Genomic DNA, 16,138 nt, shown 5'->3' with positions numbered 1-16,138 from the left:
CATGACTCTCACTATTTACAACTCCCCAAGAAACTTGTAGATGGGTTTTTATAAAAAAAAAAAGCAGCCGGGGGGGGCCGCACTTCATAACTTGCTACAAACAGAAGTTTATCACAATTCTGTACACAAATCAATACAGAATTTACGGATTGAAAATTGCATCTCCAAGTATCAGTTGTGTATCTAATACGTCGCTCTTAAGAGCGATTTTAATTTTTGATTTATTTCTTAAATCTAATTCAACATGAACAGGAGCATCATTGGGGTAGATATTTTTTGTGAAATAGGATACTTCCTTCCCGTTGATCACCTCGGTAATTCTAACCTCAACTGGTGTATTCGCATATGCAGCTTTATTAGTTGAAGTTATGGTTTTCTTTACAGCCAAATATGTAGATAAGCTGGCATATGGGTTCTTAGATAGATCTATCGCCGCTCTTGCGCTACTTCCTTTGAGAATGCCTCCCTGAATAAACTGCATCGTTCCCACTTTCAAATCGGTAGGTACTTTAGTTAGCATTAATGTTTTATCAATACTTCCACCGAAATCCGTAAGAGTTGTTGGTTCTGGACTCTTTTCGTCTACTTCCTCTTTAAGTTCAGGCTGTATTACTTCGTCTAAAGTTATGGTGCGTTTATCATTGTCCCAACCCACATCCCATCCCATATTCTCCGAAATAGCCCTTAAGGGAAGATATGTCGTGTTATCAATCGTTACTGGAGTTACTCGAAGACCCCTTGCATCCTTTAACTCTAGTTCGATTCCATCCTTTATAACTACAATTGTTTCATCTCTAGTACCAGTCACTTCATTTAATGACATAGCCGTTGTTTTATCAGATATAAGAGAAACTGCAATGCCTATTAAAGCTGTATACTGCAGGAGTTGCTTAGAAAACAATTTCATTATATCCCCTCCCATCTGAAAATCGTATATTAATATCTATATACACCGAAATAGGTTGCACCTTTTCGGTACAACCCACCCTGTCCCACAACATATATTATACTCTAACCTTTTCATTCTGTACACAATAATATACAGTTATATAAATTTTATACCATTGCTAGTAATCCTAAGTGTTCTGCTATACCATCGTACAATTCTTTTTTCCATTTCAACGATTTTAAATCGCGATTTAATGTAGCAATAACTTGTACACCTAAAACATCACTCCATGGTAATTTCGCCCCAGTCACCTCCTGAACAACTAAACCTATTTTTCCAACATCAGCCCCCATTTTCCTTAAGCTTGAAATTTGAATATCAGCCATTCCAAGGTGCTGCTCAGTATCTTGTACAACCCAAACAGAACGAGTAGCCCACTCAATTGCTGTATGAATAATCACTGGAGAACTTTGACTTTGCAAATCTGCAATAATTGATCTCCCAGGAAATGCTCGCTGGGATCGATTCAGCCATTCTTTTAATAAAGACTCATTGAATGTTTTCTTCACTGGAAATACCCACGGCGCACATAAAAATCGGTTGTTGCATACCGCCATTTCTTCCATCCCTTCTTCAATATCCGAGATGTTATACTGTGGCTTAAGATTTAAACGTCCGGCAAGTTGACCATAGCTAAATGCAATCTCAGCTAATCCAATATTATTCTCTATTGATGCTTGTGTCAGTTGGACAGCGATATTTGTTGAACCAGCACCACCTTTTGGGGAATACAGAACGACTCGATGTGGTACAGTAAACTGTATTGAACTCTGAGTATTGTCTATCATCTTTTTACCAAGCTTGATTGTAGACGAATCAGTAAACTCCCCTGTTTCCTTTTCGAGAGTTACATTATCTTCTTGTTCGTCCTTCAGTTCTTTCCGTTCCCCGCGAATTGATCTAGGTCGAGATATACTTTTTATTTTGATTTGTATTTTTCCGACGAGAGAGCTTCCTGTAGGTAATTCAGAATCCTGCTTTGTTTCATTTACTTGTGTATCATCTCCTTTTTCAAAGTCGTTTTCATCGTTTGGAACATTCAAATTCGTGTTGCTTTCTTCTTTATGCTGATATAATTTTTGCCCTATCGCTTTGATGAATTTTCGGGCAGAATCTGTTATCGAGGTAGTGTTTGTTTCGTTGTTGGTGTCTGGTAGAATGTCTTCTGCAGTAACCTTACCCTTAACTTCTATATTCTCATAAATAGTAGTGGGTTCGGAGGCTAGGTCGCTCTGAACATTAACGTTCGTATACACAGTTGCTTCTTGTGTATCAATGGAAACTTTCTTAATAAATTCTGTTTGGTTCTGGGTTCCGTCTGGGGTCTCTATGGTACTAGTTGTGCTTTCTACGCTATCCTCAACTTTTTCATTAGCTGATTCTACAAATGATTCCGCTGGACGGTGAGCTTTATCTTTAACATTCTGATCAATATCATCCTTAGTAAGCACAGATGGGACTACTTTTGAGCTATTTGCTTTTATCGTTGCTTTTTCTGGTGCCTGATTCAATTCTTCTTTCGGAATATAATTAGCGACTTCGCTAAGGGACTTTGGAACTTTAATTAACCGTTCAATATCCGAAAGTGAGAGTGATTCTGTGCAGAGGAAGTCATAAAAGCTTTTTTTCACAAGCTTTTGCATAAACGATGTACTGGATCTTTCGAATAAAAGGAATGTTAATCGTCTTCCACTTCCTTTATATTCCTCGATAAGTTGTAACATTTTCAACTCTCGTATTGTAATTGTCTCCTCATTCATTACACTTTCTTCAACAAGAATGGTATCTGCATTATTAAGGTTTTCTGCAATCTTCGCATCTTGTAAATCACACAAAGTAGCCACGACTGAAATTCCGGAAAGCCTATTTACTGCTTCAATGATAGATTTTGTTGTAGATACTAACGCCACCTTAATTCCGTTTTCACTAATCAAAGCTTTTTCTGATACGATTGGTACTTCAGATTCGGTTTCATTACTTGCTAAGCTTTTTGTTTCAGAAGTACTAGAAGGTGGGGCTTCATGATTACTTACATTCAACGAGTTCAGCCATTCCTGAACTTCTGACCCAAAACCTTGTGGTTGACCTTGATATACGAGAGAAGGTATAGGCATACTTACAATATTTTTATAAAAACTGACGTTCTGGTCAATCAGCACCCCGTCCAACTTGGCTTTTTGCAAATATTCCATCGCTGCATTCCAATCTGAAATCAACGGGGAAATAGAAATTCTAGTTGAAACATGCTTTATATATCCTGAAAGCCGCTCGTAATGCTGTGGACGGCAGATAATTACTATATGCATCATTTACACCTCTTCCTGAAGAGAATTAATTTCGACTTTAACAACTTCCTTATCACCAGATCTAATATTCACTAATTATTCTCCCTTCAATTATTTGTAAAGAAATCTAAATTTCAGTTCCTACTGATAAAAAAAAGCATGCCAGCCTGAGCCAGCACGCTTCTATTAAAAATAGTTTCGAATATTTTGCGTAATATCATTTACTATATTCATTAATTTAGTCATGTCACCCATAAATAGAAGCGAAGTAAAAGCAACTACCAATGAAATCCCACCTGCCGCCAAGGCCTTTTTAGAAAAAATGCCCAAAAGTAACAGAACAAAACCAAGTATAAGTGCAATAAGAAACAGGGGATAAGATATTCTTTCACCAAATTTTGATAAATCGTTCCCCATCTTTGTCATGCCTTTTCCAAACCTTTCTGAAGTTACTGGTGTAATATCAATAGCCCCTTGAGAATCACCAGTTGATTGATTGATGGATTGATTATTAGTAACGGTTCCTGTCTGACTATCTCCTGGCGCCGCATGTGCAGGTGCACCAAAGCAAAAAACAATAAACACAATCAGACTAAATACTCGAATACCTGATTTTTTCATCTTCCCTTTCCTTCCCTTCTCATAGTTATTATCTTTAATGATTGAATCACCTCTAGCTCCAACGGATTTCTCACCTCCTCGAATTAGTCTAAAATCTCATGTATTCCGTAGGATCAACCTGTACGCCATTCACACGAATCTCAAAATGAAGGTGATTTCCAGTTGATCTTCCAGTAGATCCTACCCCTGCAACTTGCTCACCAGCTTTTACCTTTTGCTTGGGTTTAACCAAAACACTATTATCCAACAAATGACCATATGCCGTTGAGAAACCATTCCCATGATCAATGATCACTAGATTCCCATACCCTGTTTGCTTGCCCACATAAGCTATCACACCATCAAGTGGAGCCTTTACAGGTGTTCCTGCGACTGCAGCTAAGTCTATTCCTTTATGATTCTTAGATTCCCCAGTAAAGGGATCTGTCCGAACAGCAAAGGGGCTTGAAATGGTATATAAACCAGAATCTACCGGAAGTATTGCGCTTGCCCAGAGTGGGGCCGGCTGTGAGAAGAGATCTGCAAACATTAGAACATCATCTACATACCAGTCTGCATGGTTATATTGAAAGATTGCTTTCCTAGGGTCCGAATTCATACCGTTCTTGTTCAAGTAATTTGCAGTGGAAAATATCGCGTCCCAAATATTCCAAGGGTCTGCTTTACCATCACCATCAGCATCCACACCATAACCGCCTCCTGATCGAATAACTTCAAGATTGGTAATGTCTAAATCAGTAGATACTAGACCATTACCGACATTGTAAGTCCATCCAACCCATGTAGCCGGCATAAATTGGGTATGACCTATGGCACCGGCAGATGAAACCATCGTTGGTTCAGTTGAAAAGACTGTCTCGACTCGATGAATTGCAGCAAGGTAATACCACGGTACGCCATACTTGGCTTGAGCTGCCTCATAAATAGGAAGAAACTCAGCTGGTACCTGAGCGCTTACATAACCGCTCCCGCCAAGTTGCGCAGCTCCGGGAGGAAATAAAAATTCAGAGAATTTCGGATCATAAGCTTTCGCAATTTCAATTACTAAATCCGTATCATCCTTACTTAGTCCGTTGTCGACTACGTATGTCGTCAGCCGATCACTTGATCTTGGAGTAGTGATAATCTGACTGATAACCTCTCTAGTTACTGTTGTGGTATCAGGTGCTGTACCTGTAGTTTGCGTTTGCGATTTATAAGTCAAGGTAACAACTTCATTGAATTTATCTACTTTAGAAAGAAGTTTGGATTCATAATTTTTCGTTGAACATTTAATCTTGGGAGCGGTGACTGTAGTATCAACAATTTCTCCCTCTTCTCCTTCAACCACTGGTGGAGTTACAGCTTTACACTCCGTTACTTCTGTCGAGGTTGTTTTCCATGAAAATCTTGGTCCAAGCGCTTTATAAGTTTTCTCAGGATCAGGATTACGATGTATTCCATCTCCAGTATAAGGATCTCCGATTAAGCGATCCGCCCCAGCAATTAAGGCCCAGCTCACATTGTAAGATTTCGCCTGTTCAAATTGACTAAGAGAAAAAGGTCCAGCTTCTTTTGATCCAAAACTCATATCAGCTGCTGAACCGAGTCCATTTTCGGACAATTTCTTATACTGCTCAATGAGTTTCTTGTCTTTTTCCAAGTCCCATTCTGTATCACCATCATCCAAAGCGAAAATAGAAGGTGATCCGGTCGCTACCCGAGTTTCATTTGGCTTATCTAAAAATATTGAGAGAAATGCAGAACATAAAATCACAATTAATAAGATACCTAGTATCCATGGACCAGCTACAGCCAATATTTTGAGTACTACTTGTTTCAGTAATTTCTTTCCGACCTGTTTTAAAACGTGCTTTATAAGATGTTTTGCTGCTTGCATGCCCCGCTGCAGCATACTCTCAAGGTCCATCAGTAATAGCACCTCCTATCTAAATAAAAAAAGACCCAATCTGTCTTAGCAGATTGGATCCTTCTGTACTGTCTAAAATAGCCTTTTTACTTAGCCCTTATAAATCTGTTTCCTGTCCACTTGGAGAATTATCATTCTTAAAAGCACCCTAAACAGCGAAGGCACATTATCTTAATTGGAATGACCTCCATCACTTACCTGTCCTTTCACCCCTTCTGAAATAGTTCGAGAAGGACCTGCAGACTGTACTGGGGGATTCACAACTCTAGAGGAATCTTGACCAATTGATGGAATAGAACCATTATTATATGATCCTGAGTTACTATTGTGTCCTGAACCCACAGCCCCTGTGTCGTTATTTCTGACAGGTCCGCCTGTTAGAGTCCTTTTGCTAGTTGAAAGCTGCGAATTATCAGTATTTGAGCTTGTTGGCCCTTGTGTACTACGCGGATCTGAAAGGTCTGGGGTTCGATTATTTACAGAACCGGATACGCTAGAAGAGCGTTCCACACCATTCGGAATTGGAGCTGATCCTTGAACATTATGAGAACTTGGAATGTTAGCTGCTCCATTACCAGAAGGACTGGTAATGTTTCCTTGAGGTCCTGAATCTTCACTCCCACCCCCCCTGTCTCCGAAACTAAACCCCATTCCCTCTCCACCCATGCCACCAGATCCTGGACTTTCCAGCGGTGGAATGGGACCGTAATCAAAGGACGAAGCCATTCCACTCCCACCGCTATGCCCCTCAAGCGAACCTGATGGATTCATAGGGGAAGGAAACGTAGGGAACATGTTTTTATCTTGCGTTCTATTAACCATGACTCCACTGTTATCTGCTAGAGGAGTATGAACTATTCCAGGCAATTCAAGTGGGCCTCTCCCTGGAGACATACCCACACCTGCAGGTAATGCTAATAGCGGATCCCCACTTTTTGGTGGAAGCGCTAAAGGGTGGGGAGCGGGTTCTACTTGTGTTATTGGATTATCTTTTCGATATTCGCGCCAACCAGCGATTCCTTCTTTTAAAGCTCCACCCGCTGCTCCAACGTGTTGCTTCATAAATCCCGCGCTTTTTGCCCCTAGAGAAGCGCCAACAAATCCTCCGCCAAAGTTTCCAGTTAGGGCTGAGCCCGCTATAAACCCTGCAGCACCCAGTATTGCTGTGGGTGCTCCCTTAAGAGCCTTATTTGCACCAGATTTAAGACCACTCGACATTTTTGAAGATGTAGATCCTATGGCGTACGCTGCCCCTCCCTTTAATCCTCTGGAGGCTGTAGCTGCTCGCAATCCACTATTAAAACTTTGCCCATCATTTCCAGATTCTCCTGCAAAGTCGAAACCAGACTCTATCCCTTGGCCAGCGCTGCTCCCAGCACCGTTCATCGAATATCCAGGAACAGCGCCACTATTCATACCATTAAAAGAAGGAGCATTAAGAGCACCATTATTCATTCCGTTAAAAGAAGGAGCATTAAGAGCACCATTATTCATTCCGTTAAAAGAAGGAGCATTAAGAGCGCCAGCATTATTAATAGCTTGATTTAATCCTGAAGACAACCCAGCTCCTGCCATAGCACTCGCACCACCTGCAATGGATGATGAATTTTTACCAATACCATTCGCGCCTAAATTCAGCATGTTACCACCACCATTATTTCCAAAACCACCACTTATACCTTTGACCATCATTGTCATAGCTGCAAGTGTTCCTCCACCCAAACCTCCTTTAACTGTACCACCACCAGGAGCTCCGAATAACAAACGTATAAGGCTGGTTAGTGTAGGCATTCCGATCAGAAAAGCAAAGAGTACCCAGAAGTTTGCATCATTCACAAGTACAGCCACAAATAGAGCATATCCAAGAGCATGACCTGCTTGAATAAATACCTGTGAAGCCAATTCTCTGAACCACAGATCCATCGCTTTTTGGTTCCCAGGAAATATACTCGCATAAGATACCCAAGGAAAGATAACCATTAAAAATAAGAGAGTTACCATACGGATTGCGTATTGATAATTCATCATACCGATACAAACAGCCATAACCAAATAAAGAATGGCAACTGGGAGGCTAGTTACACCTTCTACAGCAACTATCCCAAGTAAGTCAAATTGCGAAACATCCCATCCTGTTGCTCTATATAACCCATCGATGGCAAAAAGGACGATCACTTTGTTTGGGAAAAACACGATTTGAAATAGATAGCCAGCAAGATACAATCCCAGAAAATAGAAGATTAAGCCGCGTGTCATACCACCAAGTGTAGACTGTCCTTGTAAGGTGTTTCCCTTATACATGTAAATAAATGCCCATGCTAATACTGCTATAACAGCCAAATAAGCACTTACACCAATGAATGAACTATAGAAATCATTAAGGACATTGAATACCCCAACATCAAATGTATTTAATATAAGACTTGGATTATCCTGATTGAAAATTAGTTCGTTATAATCTTTCAAACTCAGTACATGAATCAGAAAATCTGTGAATCCTGTAAAGAGTTTGGCCAGCGTCTTCTCCAAATAAGAAGGATCCTTACCTTCATTACTGAATGATTCTCCAAGCATTTGATCTTTCAGAGAATCCATCTTATTTTGCGATTCAGTTTGATTGCTTTTATTCCCTTCAGCATAGGCATGCTGTACCGATATGGTCGATACAGTAAAACCGATTAAAAGGAGAATGACAAAGAGAAATGCCGGCAACCGTCTTCGCTTCCGCATCTCAGCCACTTAATCACACTCCCTTAACCGCTTCCGCATAGTCATTAGGATTTGTTGTATATAACCAATATTCATTATCAGTCGCTTGCATTTGTACAATTGTAGACTCTTCATCTACTTTCAGTATACCAACACCACTGTTTGCTTTTAGGAGAAAAGCGGCTTCACCTGAAGCAAGATTGAACTTTCCCTGGACGGCTTCGATATCAATTGCTTCTTGACGCAATAGGAGTTTAGTAGGTGCGTTTTTCAGAATACCCATTCCTTCAGGCTTTCTCAGGAAAACCTCGAACCCTTGAGTTACCGCGCACATGGAAACATTTAGTTTCCGGCCACGTCGATATGAATTCTCCAACCATTTTGCTTCTTCTTCTTCCTCCATCATAAGTTGTGACTCATCGACAACAATTCGTTTTTTCTGAGTTCGGTCTTTTTTTGCGAATTTCTCCCATATCCATTTTGTTGAAACGAAAATTCCAAGAGGTTTCATCCATTCTTCTTCGAGGTCTGCAACAGAAATACCGTAAGCACTAGCACTGCCAATAGAGAAAGTAGATTGTCCATCAAAAATGGCTTTCGATGGGTCACCCCCTTCTCGGGTAAACAGTTTGACAACACCCCAGATTGGTTCCAGCTCTTTATATTTCAGCATAAGTTTATAGTGGTCATATAAAGTTGGAGATGGCTTCTGTACCCAAACTCCGTCTTTTAACTCATATAAACTACTCGGGTCCTCACTTATTTTAAAATCTCGATACAACTGCAATATACTTTCATATACCTTAACCTTTACCTGTCCAGTCAGAGCCTCTGGGCTAACAATACGTATCATTTTAAAAATGAATGCCTGCACAGCTTTATAGCACTCATCCATGATAACCTTGACTACGCCATGCTCGTCCTCTTCCTCCGCTACATCATAGAGATTTATGCGCTGGTAGCCTTCTGACTTTGGAGATAACTCTGCGTATGCTCCACCCATGGCTAACACCGTGTTTTTATATTCACGATCTGGATCTACAATTGCTGTTTTTATTCCTTGGGCTGCGCTTCGTCGTGTAAGAATTTTAATAGCGAATGATTTACCAGAACCAGACCTCCCAAACACGACCATATTCTGGTTAGTTAGACGCCTGTCCCACCCATTATAAAAAACAGGACGACGATACTGGTCAAAGCCCAAGATAACACCGGTTCGATGCGATAATCCACCGTATCCATAAATGAAAAAATCAGCTACATTACTCGTTTCCATATCCATCATATTTTCTGAAATAAGTGCTTTATCACCGATGCCGAGCGATGCACGCCACATCTCCAGCTGTCTTGTATCAGCTGATTGGAATTTCACCCCAATTCCACCAAGCCTTTTAATAATCGTTCGACTTAATCTACGAAGCATCTCAGGAGTCTGACTGGCAACACTCATGATAACTGAGGTTTTGAACAATTTCTCTTCGTTGATCCGAAGACGTGACATTTTCGCATTCAGATCATATAACTCTTGTCGGATGTTTCCTTGCTTTGCCGGATTCCGTTCCTGTTCCAGTTCAGCCTGCAATATCGCCACTCGATTGGCCAGCCGATTCATTTCTATGCTAGCCTCAGCAGGTTCTATTACTATAGTTAAGTCCACATCTCCATCGCCTTCTGCAAGCATGATAGGATCAAGCATGCCTATCCATGTAGTGCGTCCAGTGAACTTCATGTACCATGAGCGAATATAACGAGCTCCTAAAGTATTATCACCGATTTCTAGCCAATAATCTGTTGCTTTGTTTTCACCAGGTAGACGTTCTATCATGGAAGGAGGCGCTATAAGCTGCTTTTCATGTTCCGTAAATCCCTCTTCGACTATAAATTTCTGTTCAGCCTGTATGGTATTTTTCTGTCTCTTTTTGAAGAACCACTTCACTGTGCAGACGCTCCTTTCGTATAGTGCATTTTACTAAACGAATGTAGTGTTTCATTTTCTTCTGCAGTACGATTGATCATTTCTTCCAGTGTGATCAAACTTGATATTTCACGATTTCCAGACCGATAAAGATACTTCAGCACTTCTTTACGGTCCATTAAATTAGTTGACATTCCGATACTTCGCAATGCACCCTCACAGATCCTTGTACTATTTGTTAGCTCTTGACGAGCTGTATCAATATCCTGAGATGAATTTTTAGCACTATTTTTCCGTAAAATATCATTCAAAAGAGGATTGGAAAATTCTGCCTCCATATCGTTTAAATATCGATTATCAGTTTCCAAAAAAACGTAATAATACCTGTCAGAGATTTGGTTTCTTTCCAAATATGCTGTAAACATCAATCTTTGCTCTTCGACATATTCAATATTATTAACATCCCCCGTGTCCGTTGCTTCTGCAGCGAGTTCTTCAAAATAATCTTCAAGTTTGTAAGGATGGCTCTCAGTTTTAAATCTTAAGGGATGTGGAATAGCATTAATAAAATCTCGAAATGTACTCCATATGATTTTTTGCTCAATAGTTGATTTCAAAACAAATGATATTGGGAGCACTTCAATCATGTAAAAATAGCGATCGTCTTCGGTATAGATTAATCCATCTGAATCAACTTTTTTAACCGTAAACCAATCTGCAGCTTTAGTTTTCTTCAGTCCTTTCTTTTTCCTCTTCCCGCTAAAATGTAGCCATAGATATACTGCAACCAGTCCAGCGACCAGAAGGTAATCCGTCATTTTGTGTATCCTCCCTTATTTCCATATTCATCTCTAATCAAAAAAAAGGCTCGCCTGTATGGCGAGCCTTTTTTCTTCCCTTTTATAAATTCTCTGCCGAGTGAACAAGGGAGTGACTTGACAGTGTTAATGTCATTTTGTAGCATCACAAAAATTTACGCTTTCTAATTCGGCAATGAATATAATTAAAAATAAACTTGTGAAGCGACAAACCTGTTCTTGGATGTTTGATGTGTGCAAAAGCTAAGCAAATTAAGAACGGAATGAGATGAAAAATATATCCGAATGGACCAATGCCAGGAATCGGACTTATAATCCCCCCCAATTTCATAGTTATCAACCCTCCGAGCGCCCACCATCCAACTTGTGGGTAGGTCAAACTATAAATGACTGTGCTCTTTTCGTTACTCTTAAAGGCCAATAAATGTTGTTCTCCATACATAATATGGCCTCCCTATTTTCCAGGATCAACAGGAGTCGAATTTGGAATAATGCCGTAAACAACACCAACAATTTTATCTGCGAGAATTACCAATACAACTGCCCCGATAGTCCACTTAATTCTTTCTTTCCCTGCTTGGATCTTCTGTGAATCACCGTTCGCAGTCAAAAAGAGGATACCAGCCCAAACAATAAATGCAACAGCTAGAAAACCTACAATATATCGAAAATACTCAACAGCCTTTGTAGATCCTCCCTTGATGGTTTCCTTTAATGCATTACCATCCGTTGGATTGAGTGTTGTGGCGTGTGCGACTGCTGCAAAAGTAAAGCATACTATCATTACCATAACCAATTCAAACCAAAATCGCTTTGTCTTAAAAATCCCCATTCTTTTATCCTCCATGTCAAAGTGTTATTGGCCCGATTTCCTAAATTAAATTCATCATCAAAATCCAAAGTCACCCCCTACCCTAAAAAAAAACTTCTCTCTATGAAAGAGAGAAGTCTATTTTCTATTCTCAAATTATTTTATGTAACATCTCGATTCAACCTAAAATAGAATTTTCTATAGATTGAATTACAGAAAGGCAAAGCCAAAAGAAATAAAATTATTCGGATTCCATCGTGATCATTTTGGTATAAAAAAATCATACTACCAACCAGTAAATATAAAATACATGTAAAATAAATGCTCCGAACAATAGCTAATCCCACACTTATATCTCTACCTGTTATTATCTTTTTTAAAGACTCAATCAAAATGACAATAGTAATTGAAGGAACAAACATTAGCAGATATATGCCAATATAGTCTATATCCAGTCTACTCACAGCCAGCAATCCAACTATAAGAAGAACACGGTTGTAAATCCGATCTATCAATGTCGTTACTCTAAATCCATTCCATGTATCTCCGTACATAACAAATTGTTTTAGCCAACGTATACAAAAAGACTTGTAATGAGAGTTTGGGTATCTAATGATCTTTCGCCTCATGGTTAATGACAGATCAATTAAACTAATCAGTATGAGCAAACTTCCGAATAAATAAATTAACACTATTCCCCTCTCCTTAAAATTATTCTCTATAAATTTAGCTGCAGCTTCAGCACCTCCTCGACAGCTCGCATTTGTTCTTTTGATAACTTCGTTATATGGTCATTAAGTTGAACTTTGTCCACGGTTCGGATTTGTTCGCACATAACAACCTGCATTCCTACTATGGTATCGATGATAATCTGACAATCCAATTTTTTTCGCATCGCCTTCTCTACTTGACCTGAGAGCATTACTACCACAACCGTAGTGGAGTAATAATTACCTTTATTGTTTGATATAATCAAAGCCGGTCTTAAACCATCTACTTTTTGAACACTTCCTACTTCCTTATGAGTATCCTTAATCCAATAAATTTCACCTCTTGATACCATCATTCTTTTTTTTTCAGATTCATTTAATATCCTACCCTTTTTAAATTCATCAGAATGATTACTAGTAGCACCTCGTTCATTTACTGCTGGCATCCCCATGTTGCCGACTCCCTTCTCTATCCCAGAAGATCTTTTGTATTTGCAAGGAGATGTGCAATAACATCACCTGAAATTAATTTGTATACGATCAATACAATTAAGGCAGATCGAAAAACTATATCAACAAACCGATATACCAGAAAAGGCATCCTTATTCCGTATTTTTTCTGATATGGCCAAAACAGCTGTACCCTTCCCGTTATCATATCGCCCAGAATATGAGAAATTACCCCTGCAAAAAAGGCCAATGAAATTAACCACGTATGAAAGAAAAGAAACAGAATAGGAGCTAATACAATGGTTAACCCACTAGCAAATAGCAAGGAATGCGAGAGCGTCCGATGTTTTATCGTATATTTTAAGATAACGGATATTGGAAGAACTAATCGTCCTAGATAACTCTTAGTTTCGTCAATGTCTGAGATCAATCCACCAATCGAACCAGCTAAAATACCTGCCCAAGACGGATACATACAATAACCAGCAACAGCTCCTGCAATAACATGTGTTTTCGCGTACATTTTCTCTCCCCTCTCTTTTTGGAGAACATAAAAAGAGCCTCCAATTGGAAGGCTCTAAAAATAGAAATATAAGAGTTATTCATTTGCGAAAATAATTAAGTAATTTATGAACTAATCTTAACACATGTCGTTTCTGTATTCAATAGATTACACTATCTTTCTTAATCGTTACTATACCTTCATTGTCCACTAGCACTTCTTTCAACTCCAAATCCGCTGGATAATTTCCGACTTGAGATAAACTAAAACTCAACTTTTGGATTAACTCTGATACGCAAAAATCAGGTGTTGAATTATTAGAAAGGTCCAACTCAACCTCTAACCAATGACTGTGAATTGAAATTCTTTTAACTATACGATTACCTGGATGCCTTTTGAGTTGATTAATGATACTTTTGATCATAGTGAGAGTGCTTGAAATGGTAGAGTAGTGGGAAATAGCAACTCGACAAATAGGAATGGTCGAAGGATCTGGTCTCTGAATTATGAAAGCCAGTTTCTCATCCTTTATTTTTTTTGACTTGTTCTGATTAGATTTCGCCATAACTCTCCTTTCTGAAGATAGTTTTGTATGTAAACACAAATACACTTTTACCGAATATGCGTTTCATCGCATATTCAACAAAAGTGTCTGACTTCATAATATAGTTGGGAGTTGGTTAAGATCGAGCTTACCAATAGTTCTCCATACCTCTTCTCCATTCCTCATATGTATAACGGTTGGAGTCCCTATAATATGTTCCTGTTCCACTAACTTCTCATTCTCTTCATCCATTACATTGATTGCATAAATGGGCAGCGCATTGCTCTTACTACTATATTCCTCAATAGATGGAACGAGATTTTCACTTATAATGCAGTCATTGGAATAATAAAAAATCAAATAGTCGTCTTCTCTTGGACTAACAAATGCTTCAGACGAAACTTCCTTCATTTGCTGTGGAAGAGAAGCAATGAAATTAGTTTTTACATCTTGTTTTGTTTCTTCTTCTGGTGCCAATGTGTAGTTTTTTATAAGGGCTATTGAAATAATTGAACAAATGGAAACAATTGCTATACCAAATGTAATGAATCCTACTCGCTTTCTCTTTTTCATGTTTCCTCCCAAGATTTCAGATTTTATTTTTAAGAAATTGAGATTTCTCTTGTCATTAAAAGTTTTCTGAAATGCCGCTTGGCGACCCATAAAATGAAATATGGATTTCTTTCGTTCTGGGGATTTTCAAGTAATTCATCTGCCTCCAGAATTTCTCGATAAACGGGAAGCGGGATACGAAAGACTTTTTTTCCTCCCTTTATGAAGGAGTACATCAATGTTTTTATATAGCTGTAAGGAGTAGATTCCCCTTTTTGTGAAAATCTTTGTTTCTTATTCACTTCTAAATGATCAGATGCATCAGTTCCATTCAGATCATTCCTAACTTCATCGGGATTAGTATCACTACATAGATGTGCTTCTTCATTTTCATCTATTACGGTTGTAATGTGTTCTTGTTTGTCCAACTCAGTTTCATCTTTTACTTCTATTTTAAATTCGATTTCCCCAACGCATTTCTTTTGCAAGTGCTCTATTTCTTCCTCACTGATTGGCAGCATGTCCAGTACCTTAAATACACCAGGTACATTTTTTAATAGATGCCATATTTCACCAGTCATATCTTGTAAAAGCTTAACAAAAATATAACCATTTAATACTGGCTCAGCGTCAATCCTACGACCTTTACTAGTCATCTTTACGATCTTTTTCACACCGGAGAAGATGTCCGTAATTTTATCGGCTAAGTTCTTGAAGTTCGCATATTTATAAATCACTTCGGCTATTTCAAACTCTTGACCCGTTTTAACTTGAAGTGCGTACCAAGACATTGCTCATTCTCCTTTGTAAATGTGAATTTTGATCTAAGATAACAGCAGTTTTATTTCTGAATCCTGTTTAATCGAATAAACGTTGTGATCTTACGTGTAGCTTTTCGAAGTATTTCCATAACCTCACGAATGGGTATTTGGCATGTATCACTAATGGAAGAAAAATCTTCCTGCTTTTCAATCCGAAGAACAATTACCTTCTCTTCAACAGGATCTAACAACTTCAACAACTCTTCATCAATTTTTTCTCCTCGAATGCCTAAGGTATCAAGAGCAAAGTTGCAAGATGATACTGCACTACTACTCAAACGATGATTCAAAAGCGCTTCTTTTTCCTCTTGACTAAAATAATCACCTAAATGAACAACTGTCTTTCTATTTCGACCTTTTAATGCTTTACTTCGATCACTTTGATAACTGGCCTTCATTTCTAAATAGCTGCTCACATGGCACCTCCTTCACTTTAGTGTTTAAGGCAATTACGCTTCATGTTTTTTTGTCGCCATTTGTCGAATTGTGGCAAGTATTCTATTCGCGATTGATGTGATGTGTTATAATGTAAATGACTAAAT

At 38.8% G+C, this 16,138-nt stretch carries 15 protein-coding genes; all 15 read right to left on the bottom strand.

Translation table 11 applies throughout. The features are described 5' to 3' along the window. Nucleotides 1–142: 142 nt before the first annotated feature. Nucleotides 143–907 carry a stalk domain-containing protein gene (locus M2444_RS23310; RefSeq protein WP_280788195.1) on the bottom strand — a complete coding sequence of 255 codons (765 nt, stop codon included), beginning with the start codon at nt 905–907 and terminating at the stop codon, nt 143–145. A gap of 149 nt (nt 908–1,056) precedes the next feature. Next, the gene (locus M2444_RS23305) at nt 1,057–3,258 is read right to left on the bottom strand and encodes a CpaE/TadZ family protein (protein ID WP_280788194.1); all 2,202 of its coding nucleotides are present in this window, start codon (nt 3,256–3,258) and stop codon (nt 1,057–1,059) included. A gap of 162 nt (nt 3,259–3,420) precedes the next feature. Further along, entirely contained in the window at nt 3,421–3,855 is a 435-nt protein-coding gene (locus tag M2444_RS23300; protein WP_280788193.1) for a hypothetical protein, read from the bottom strand. Between the two features lie 88 nt (nt 3,856–3,943). Further along, nucleotides 3,944–5,764 carry a peptidoglycan DD-metalloendopeptidase family protein gene (locus M2444_RS23295; protein ID WP_280788192.1) on the bottom strand — a complete coding sequence of 607 codons (1,821 nt, stop codon included), beginning with the start codon at nt 5,762–5,764 and terminating at the stop codon, nt 3,944–3,946. 171 nt (nt 5,765–5,935) lie between these two features. Next, nucleotides 5,936–8,503 (bottom strand): hypothetical protein, encoded by a 2,568-nt coding sequence (locus M2444_RS23290; protein ID WP_280788191.1) that lies wholly within the window; start codon nt 8,501–8,503, stop codon nt 5,936–5,938. 4 nt (nt 8,504–8,507) lie between these two features. Beyond that, nucleotides 8,508–10,409, bottom strand: coding sequence for a VirB4 family type IV secretion system protein (locus tag M2444_RS23285; protein WP_280788190.1), 1,902 nt, complete (start codon nt 10,407–10,409; stop codon nt 8,508–8,510). After that, the gene (locus M2444_RS23280; RefSeq protein WP_280788189.1) at nt 10,406–11,206 is read right to left on the bottom strand and encodes a hypothetical protein; all 801 of its coding nucleotides are present in this window, start codon (nt 11,204–11,206) and stop codon (nt 10,406–10,408) included. Before M2444_RS23280 ends, M2444_RS23285 begins: the two co-directional genes overlap by 4 nt. Nucleotides 11,207–11,351: 145 nt before the next feature. Further along, complete coding sequence (locus M2444_RS23275; protein WP_280788188.1) at nt 11,352–11,648, bottom strand: hypothetical protein; 297 nt, start codon at nt 11,646–11,648, stop codon at nt 11,352–11,354. Nucleotides 11,649–11,660: 12 nt separating this feature from the next. Continuing rightward, nucleotides 11,661–12,038, bottom strand: a complete 378-nt coding sequence (locus M2444_RS23270) for a pilin (protein ID WP_280788187.1) — start codon at nt 12,036–12,038, stop codon at nt 11,661–11,663. A gap of 697 nt (nt 12,039–12,735) precedes the next feature. Beyond that, nucleotides 12,736–13,179 (bottom strand): type II toxin-antitoxin system PemK/MazF family toxin, encoded by a 444-nt coding sequence (locus M2444_RS23265; RefSeq protein WP_280788186.1) that lies wholly within the window; start codon nt 13,177–13,179, stop codon nt 12,736–12,738. 17 nt (nt 13,180–13,196) lie between these two features. Continuing rightward, nucleotides 13,197–13,700, bottom strand: a complete 504-nt coding sequence (locus M2444_RS23260) for a metal-dependent hydrolase (RefSeq protein WP_280788185.1) — start codon at nt 13,698–13,700, stop codon at nt 13,197–13,199. 139 nt (nt 13,701–13,839) lie between these two features. Continuing rightward, nucleotides 13,840–14,244 (bottom strand): hypothetical protein, encoded by a 405-nt coding sequence (locus tag M2444_RS23255; protein ID WP_280788184.1) that lies wholly within the window; start codon nt 14,242–14,244, stop codon nt 13,840–13,842. Between the two features lie 93 nt (nt 14,245–14,337). Beyond that, on the bottom strand, nt 14,338–14,796 hold the full coding sequence (locus M2444_RS23250; protein ID WP_280788183.1) for a thioredoxin family protein: 459 nt from the start codon (nt 14,794–14,796) through the stop codon (nt 14,338–14,340). Nucleotides 14,797–14,825: 29 nt separating this feature from the next. Next, entirely contained in the window at nt 14,826–15,566 is a 741-nt protein-coding gene (locus M2444_RS23245) for a transcription termination/antitermination NusG family protein (protein WP_280788182.1), read from the bottom strand. A gap of 50 nt (nt 15,567–15,616) precedes the next feature. Continuing rightward, nucleotides 15,617–16,012: a hypothetical protein gene (locus M2444_RS23240; protein WP_094877643.1), complete on the bottom strand. Its 396-nt coding sequence runs from the start codon at nt 16,010–16,012 to the stop codon at nt 15,617–15,619. Between the last annotated feature and the right edge of the window lie 126 nt (nt 16,013–16,138).

This window comes from Paenibacillus sp. PastF-3, assembly GCF_029893135.1.
GTDB lineage: Bacteria > Bacillota > Bacilli > Paenibacillales > Paenibacillaceae > Paenibacillus_AQ > Paenibacillus_AQ nitricinens.
Note: the sequence above shows the minus strand (reverse complement) of the source record. Positions and strands in the feature narration are given on the sequence as shown.

What these genes read in the sequence shown, in the direction of transcription:
- M2444_RS23310 (WP_280788195.1), bottom strand. Translation starts at nt 907, where the DNA reads ATGAAATTGTTTTCTAAGCAACTCCTGCAGTATACAGCTTTAATAGGC.
- M2444_RS23305 (WP_280788194.1), bottom strand. Translation starts at nt 3,258, where the DNA reads ATGATGCATATAGTAATTATCTGCCGTCCACAGCATTACGAGCGGCTT.
- M2444_RS23300 (WP_280788193.1), bottom strand. Translation starts at nt 3,855, where the DNA reads ATGAAAAAATCAGGTATTCGAGTATTTAGTCTGATTGTGTTTATTGTT.
- M2444_RS23295 (WP_280788192.1), bottom strand. Translation starts at nt 5,764, where the DNA reads ATGGACCTTGAGAGTATGCTGCAGCGGGGCATGCAAGCAGCAAAACAT.
- M2444_RS23280 (WP_280788189.1), bottom strand. Translation starts at nt 11,206, where the DNA reads ATGACGGATTACCTTCTGGTCGCTGGACTGGTTGCAGTATATCTATGG.
- M2444_RS23275 (WP_280788188.1), bottom strand. Translation starts at nt 11,648, where the DNA reads ATGTATGGAGAACAACATTTATTGGCCTTTAAGAGTAACGAAAAGAGC.
- M2444_RS23270 (WP_280788187.1), bottom strand. Translation starts at nt 12,038, where the DNA reads ATGGGGATTTTTAAGACAAAGCGATTTTGGTTTGAATTGGTTATGGTA.
- M2444_RS23265 (WP_280788186.1), bottom strand. Translation starts at nt 13,179, where the DNA reads ATGGGGATGCCAGCAGTAAATGAACGAGGTGCTACTAGTAATCATTCT.
- M2444_RS23260 (WP_280788185.1), bottom strand. Translation starts at nt 13,700, where the DNA reads ATGTACGCGAAAACACATGTTATTGCAGGAGCTGTTGCTGGTTATTGT.
- M2444_RS23255 (WP_280788184.1), bottom strand. Translation starts at nt 14,244, where the DNA reads ATGGCGAAATCTAATCAGAACAAGTCAAAAAAAATAAAGGATGAGAAA.
- M2444_RS23250 (WP_280788183.1), bottom strand. Translation starts at nt 14,796, where the DNA reads ATGAAAAAGAGAAAGCGAGTAGGATTCATTACATTTGGTATAGCAATT.
- M2444_RS23245 (WP_280788182.1), bottom strand. Translation starts at nt 15,566, where the DNA reads ATGTCTTGGTACGCACTTCAAGTTAAAACGGGTCAAGAGTTTGAAATA.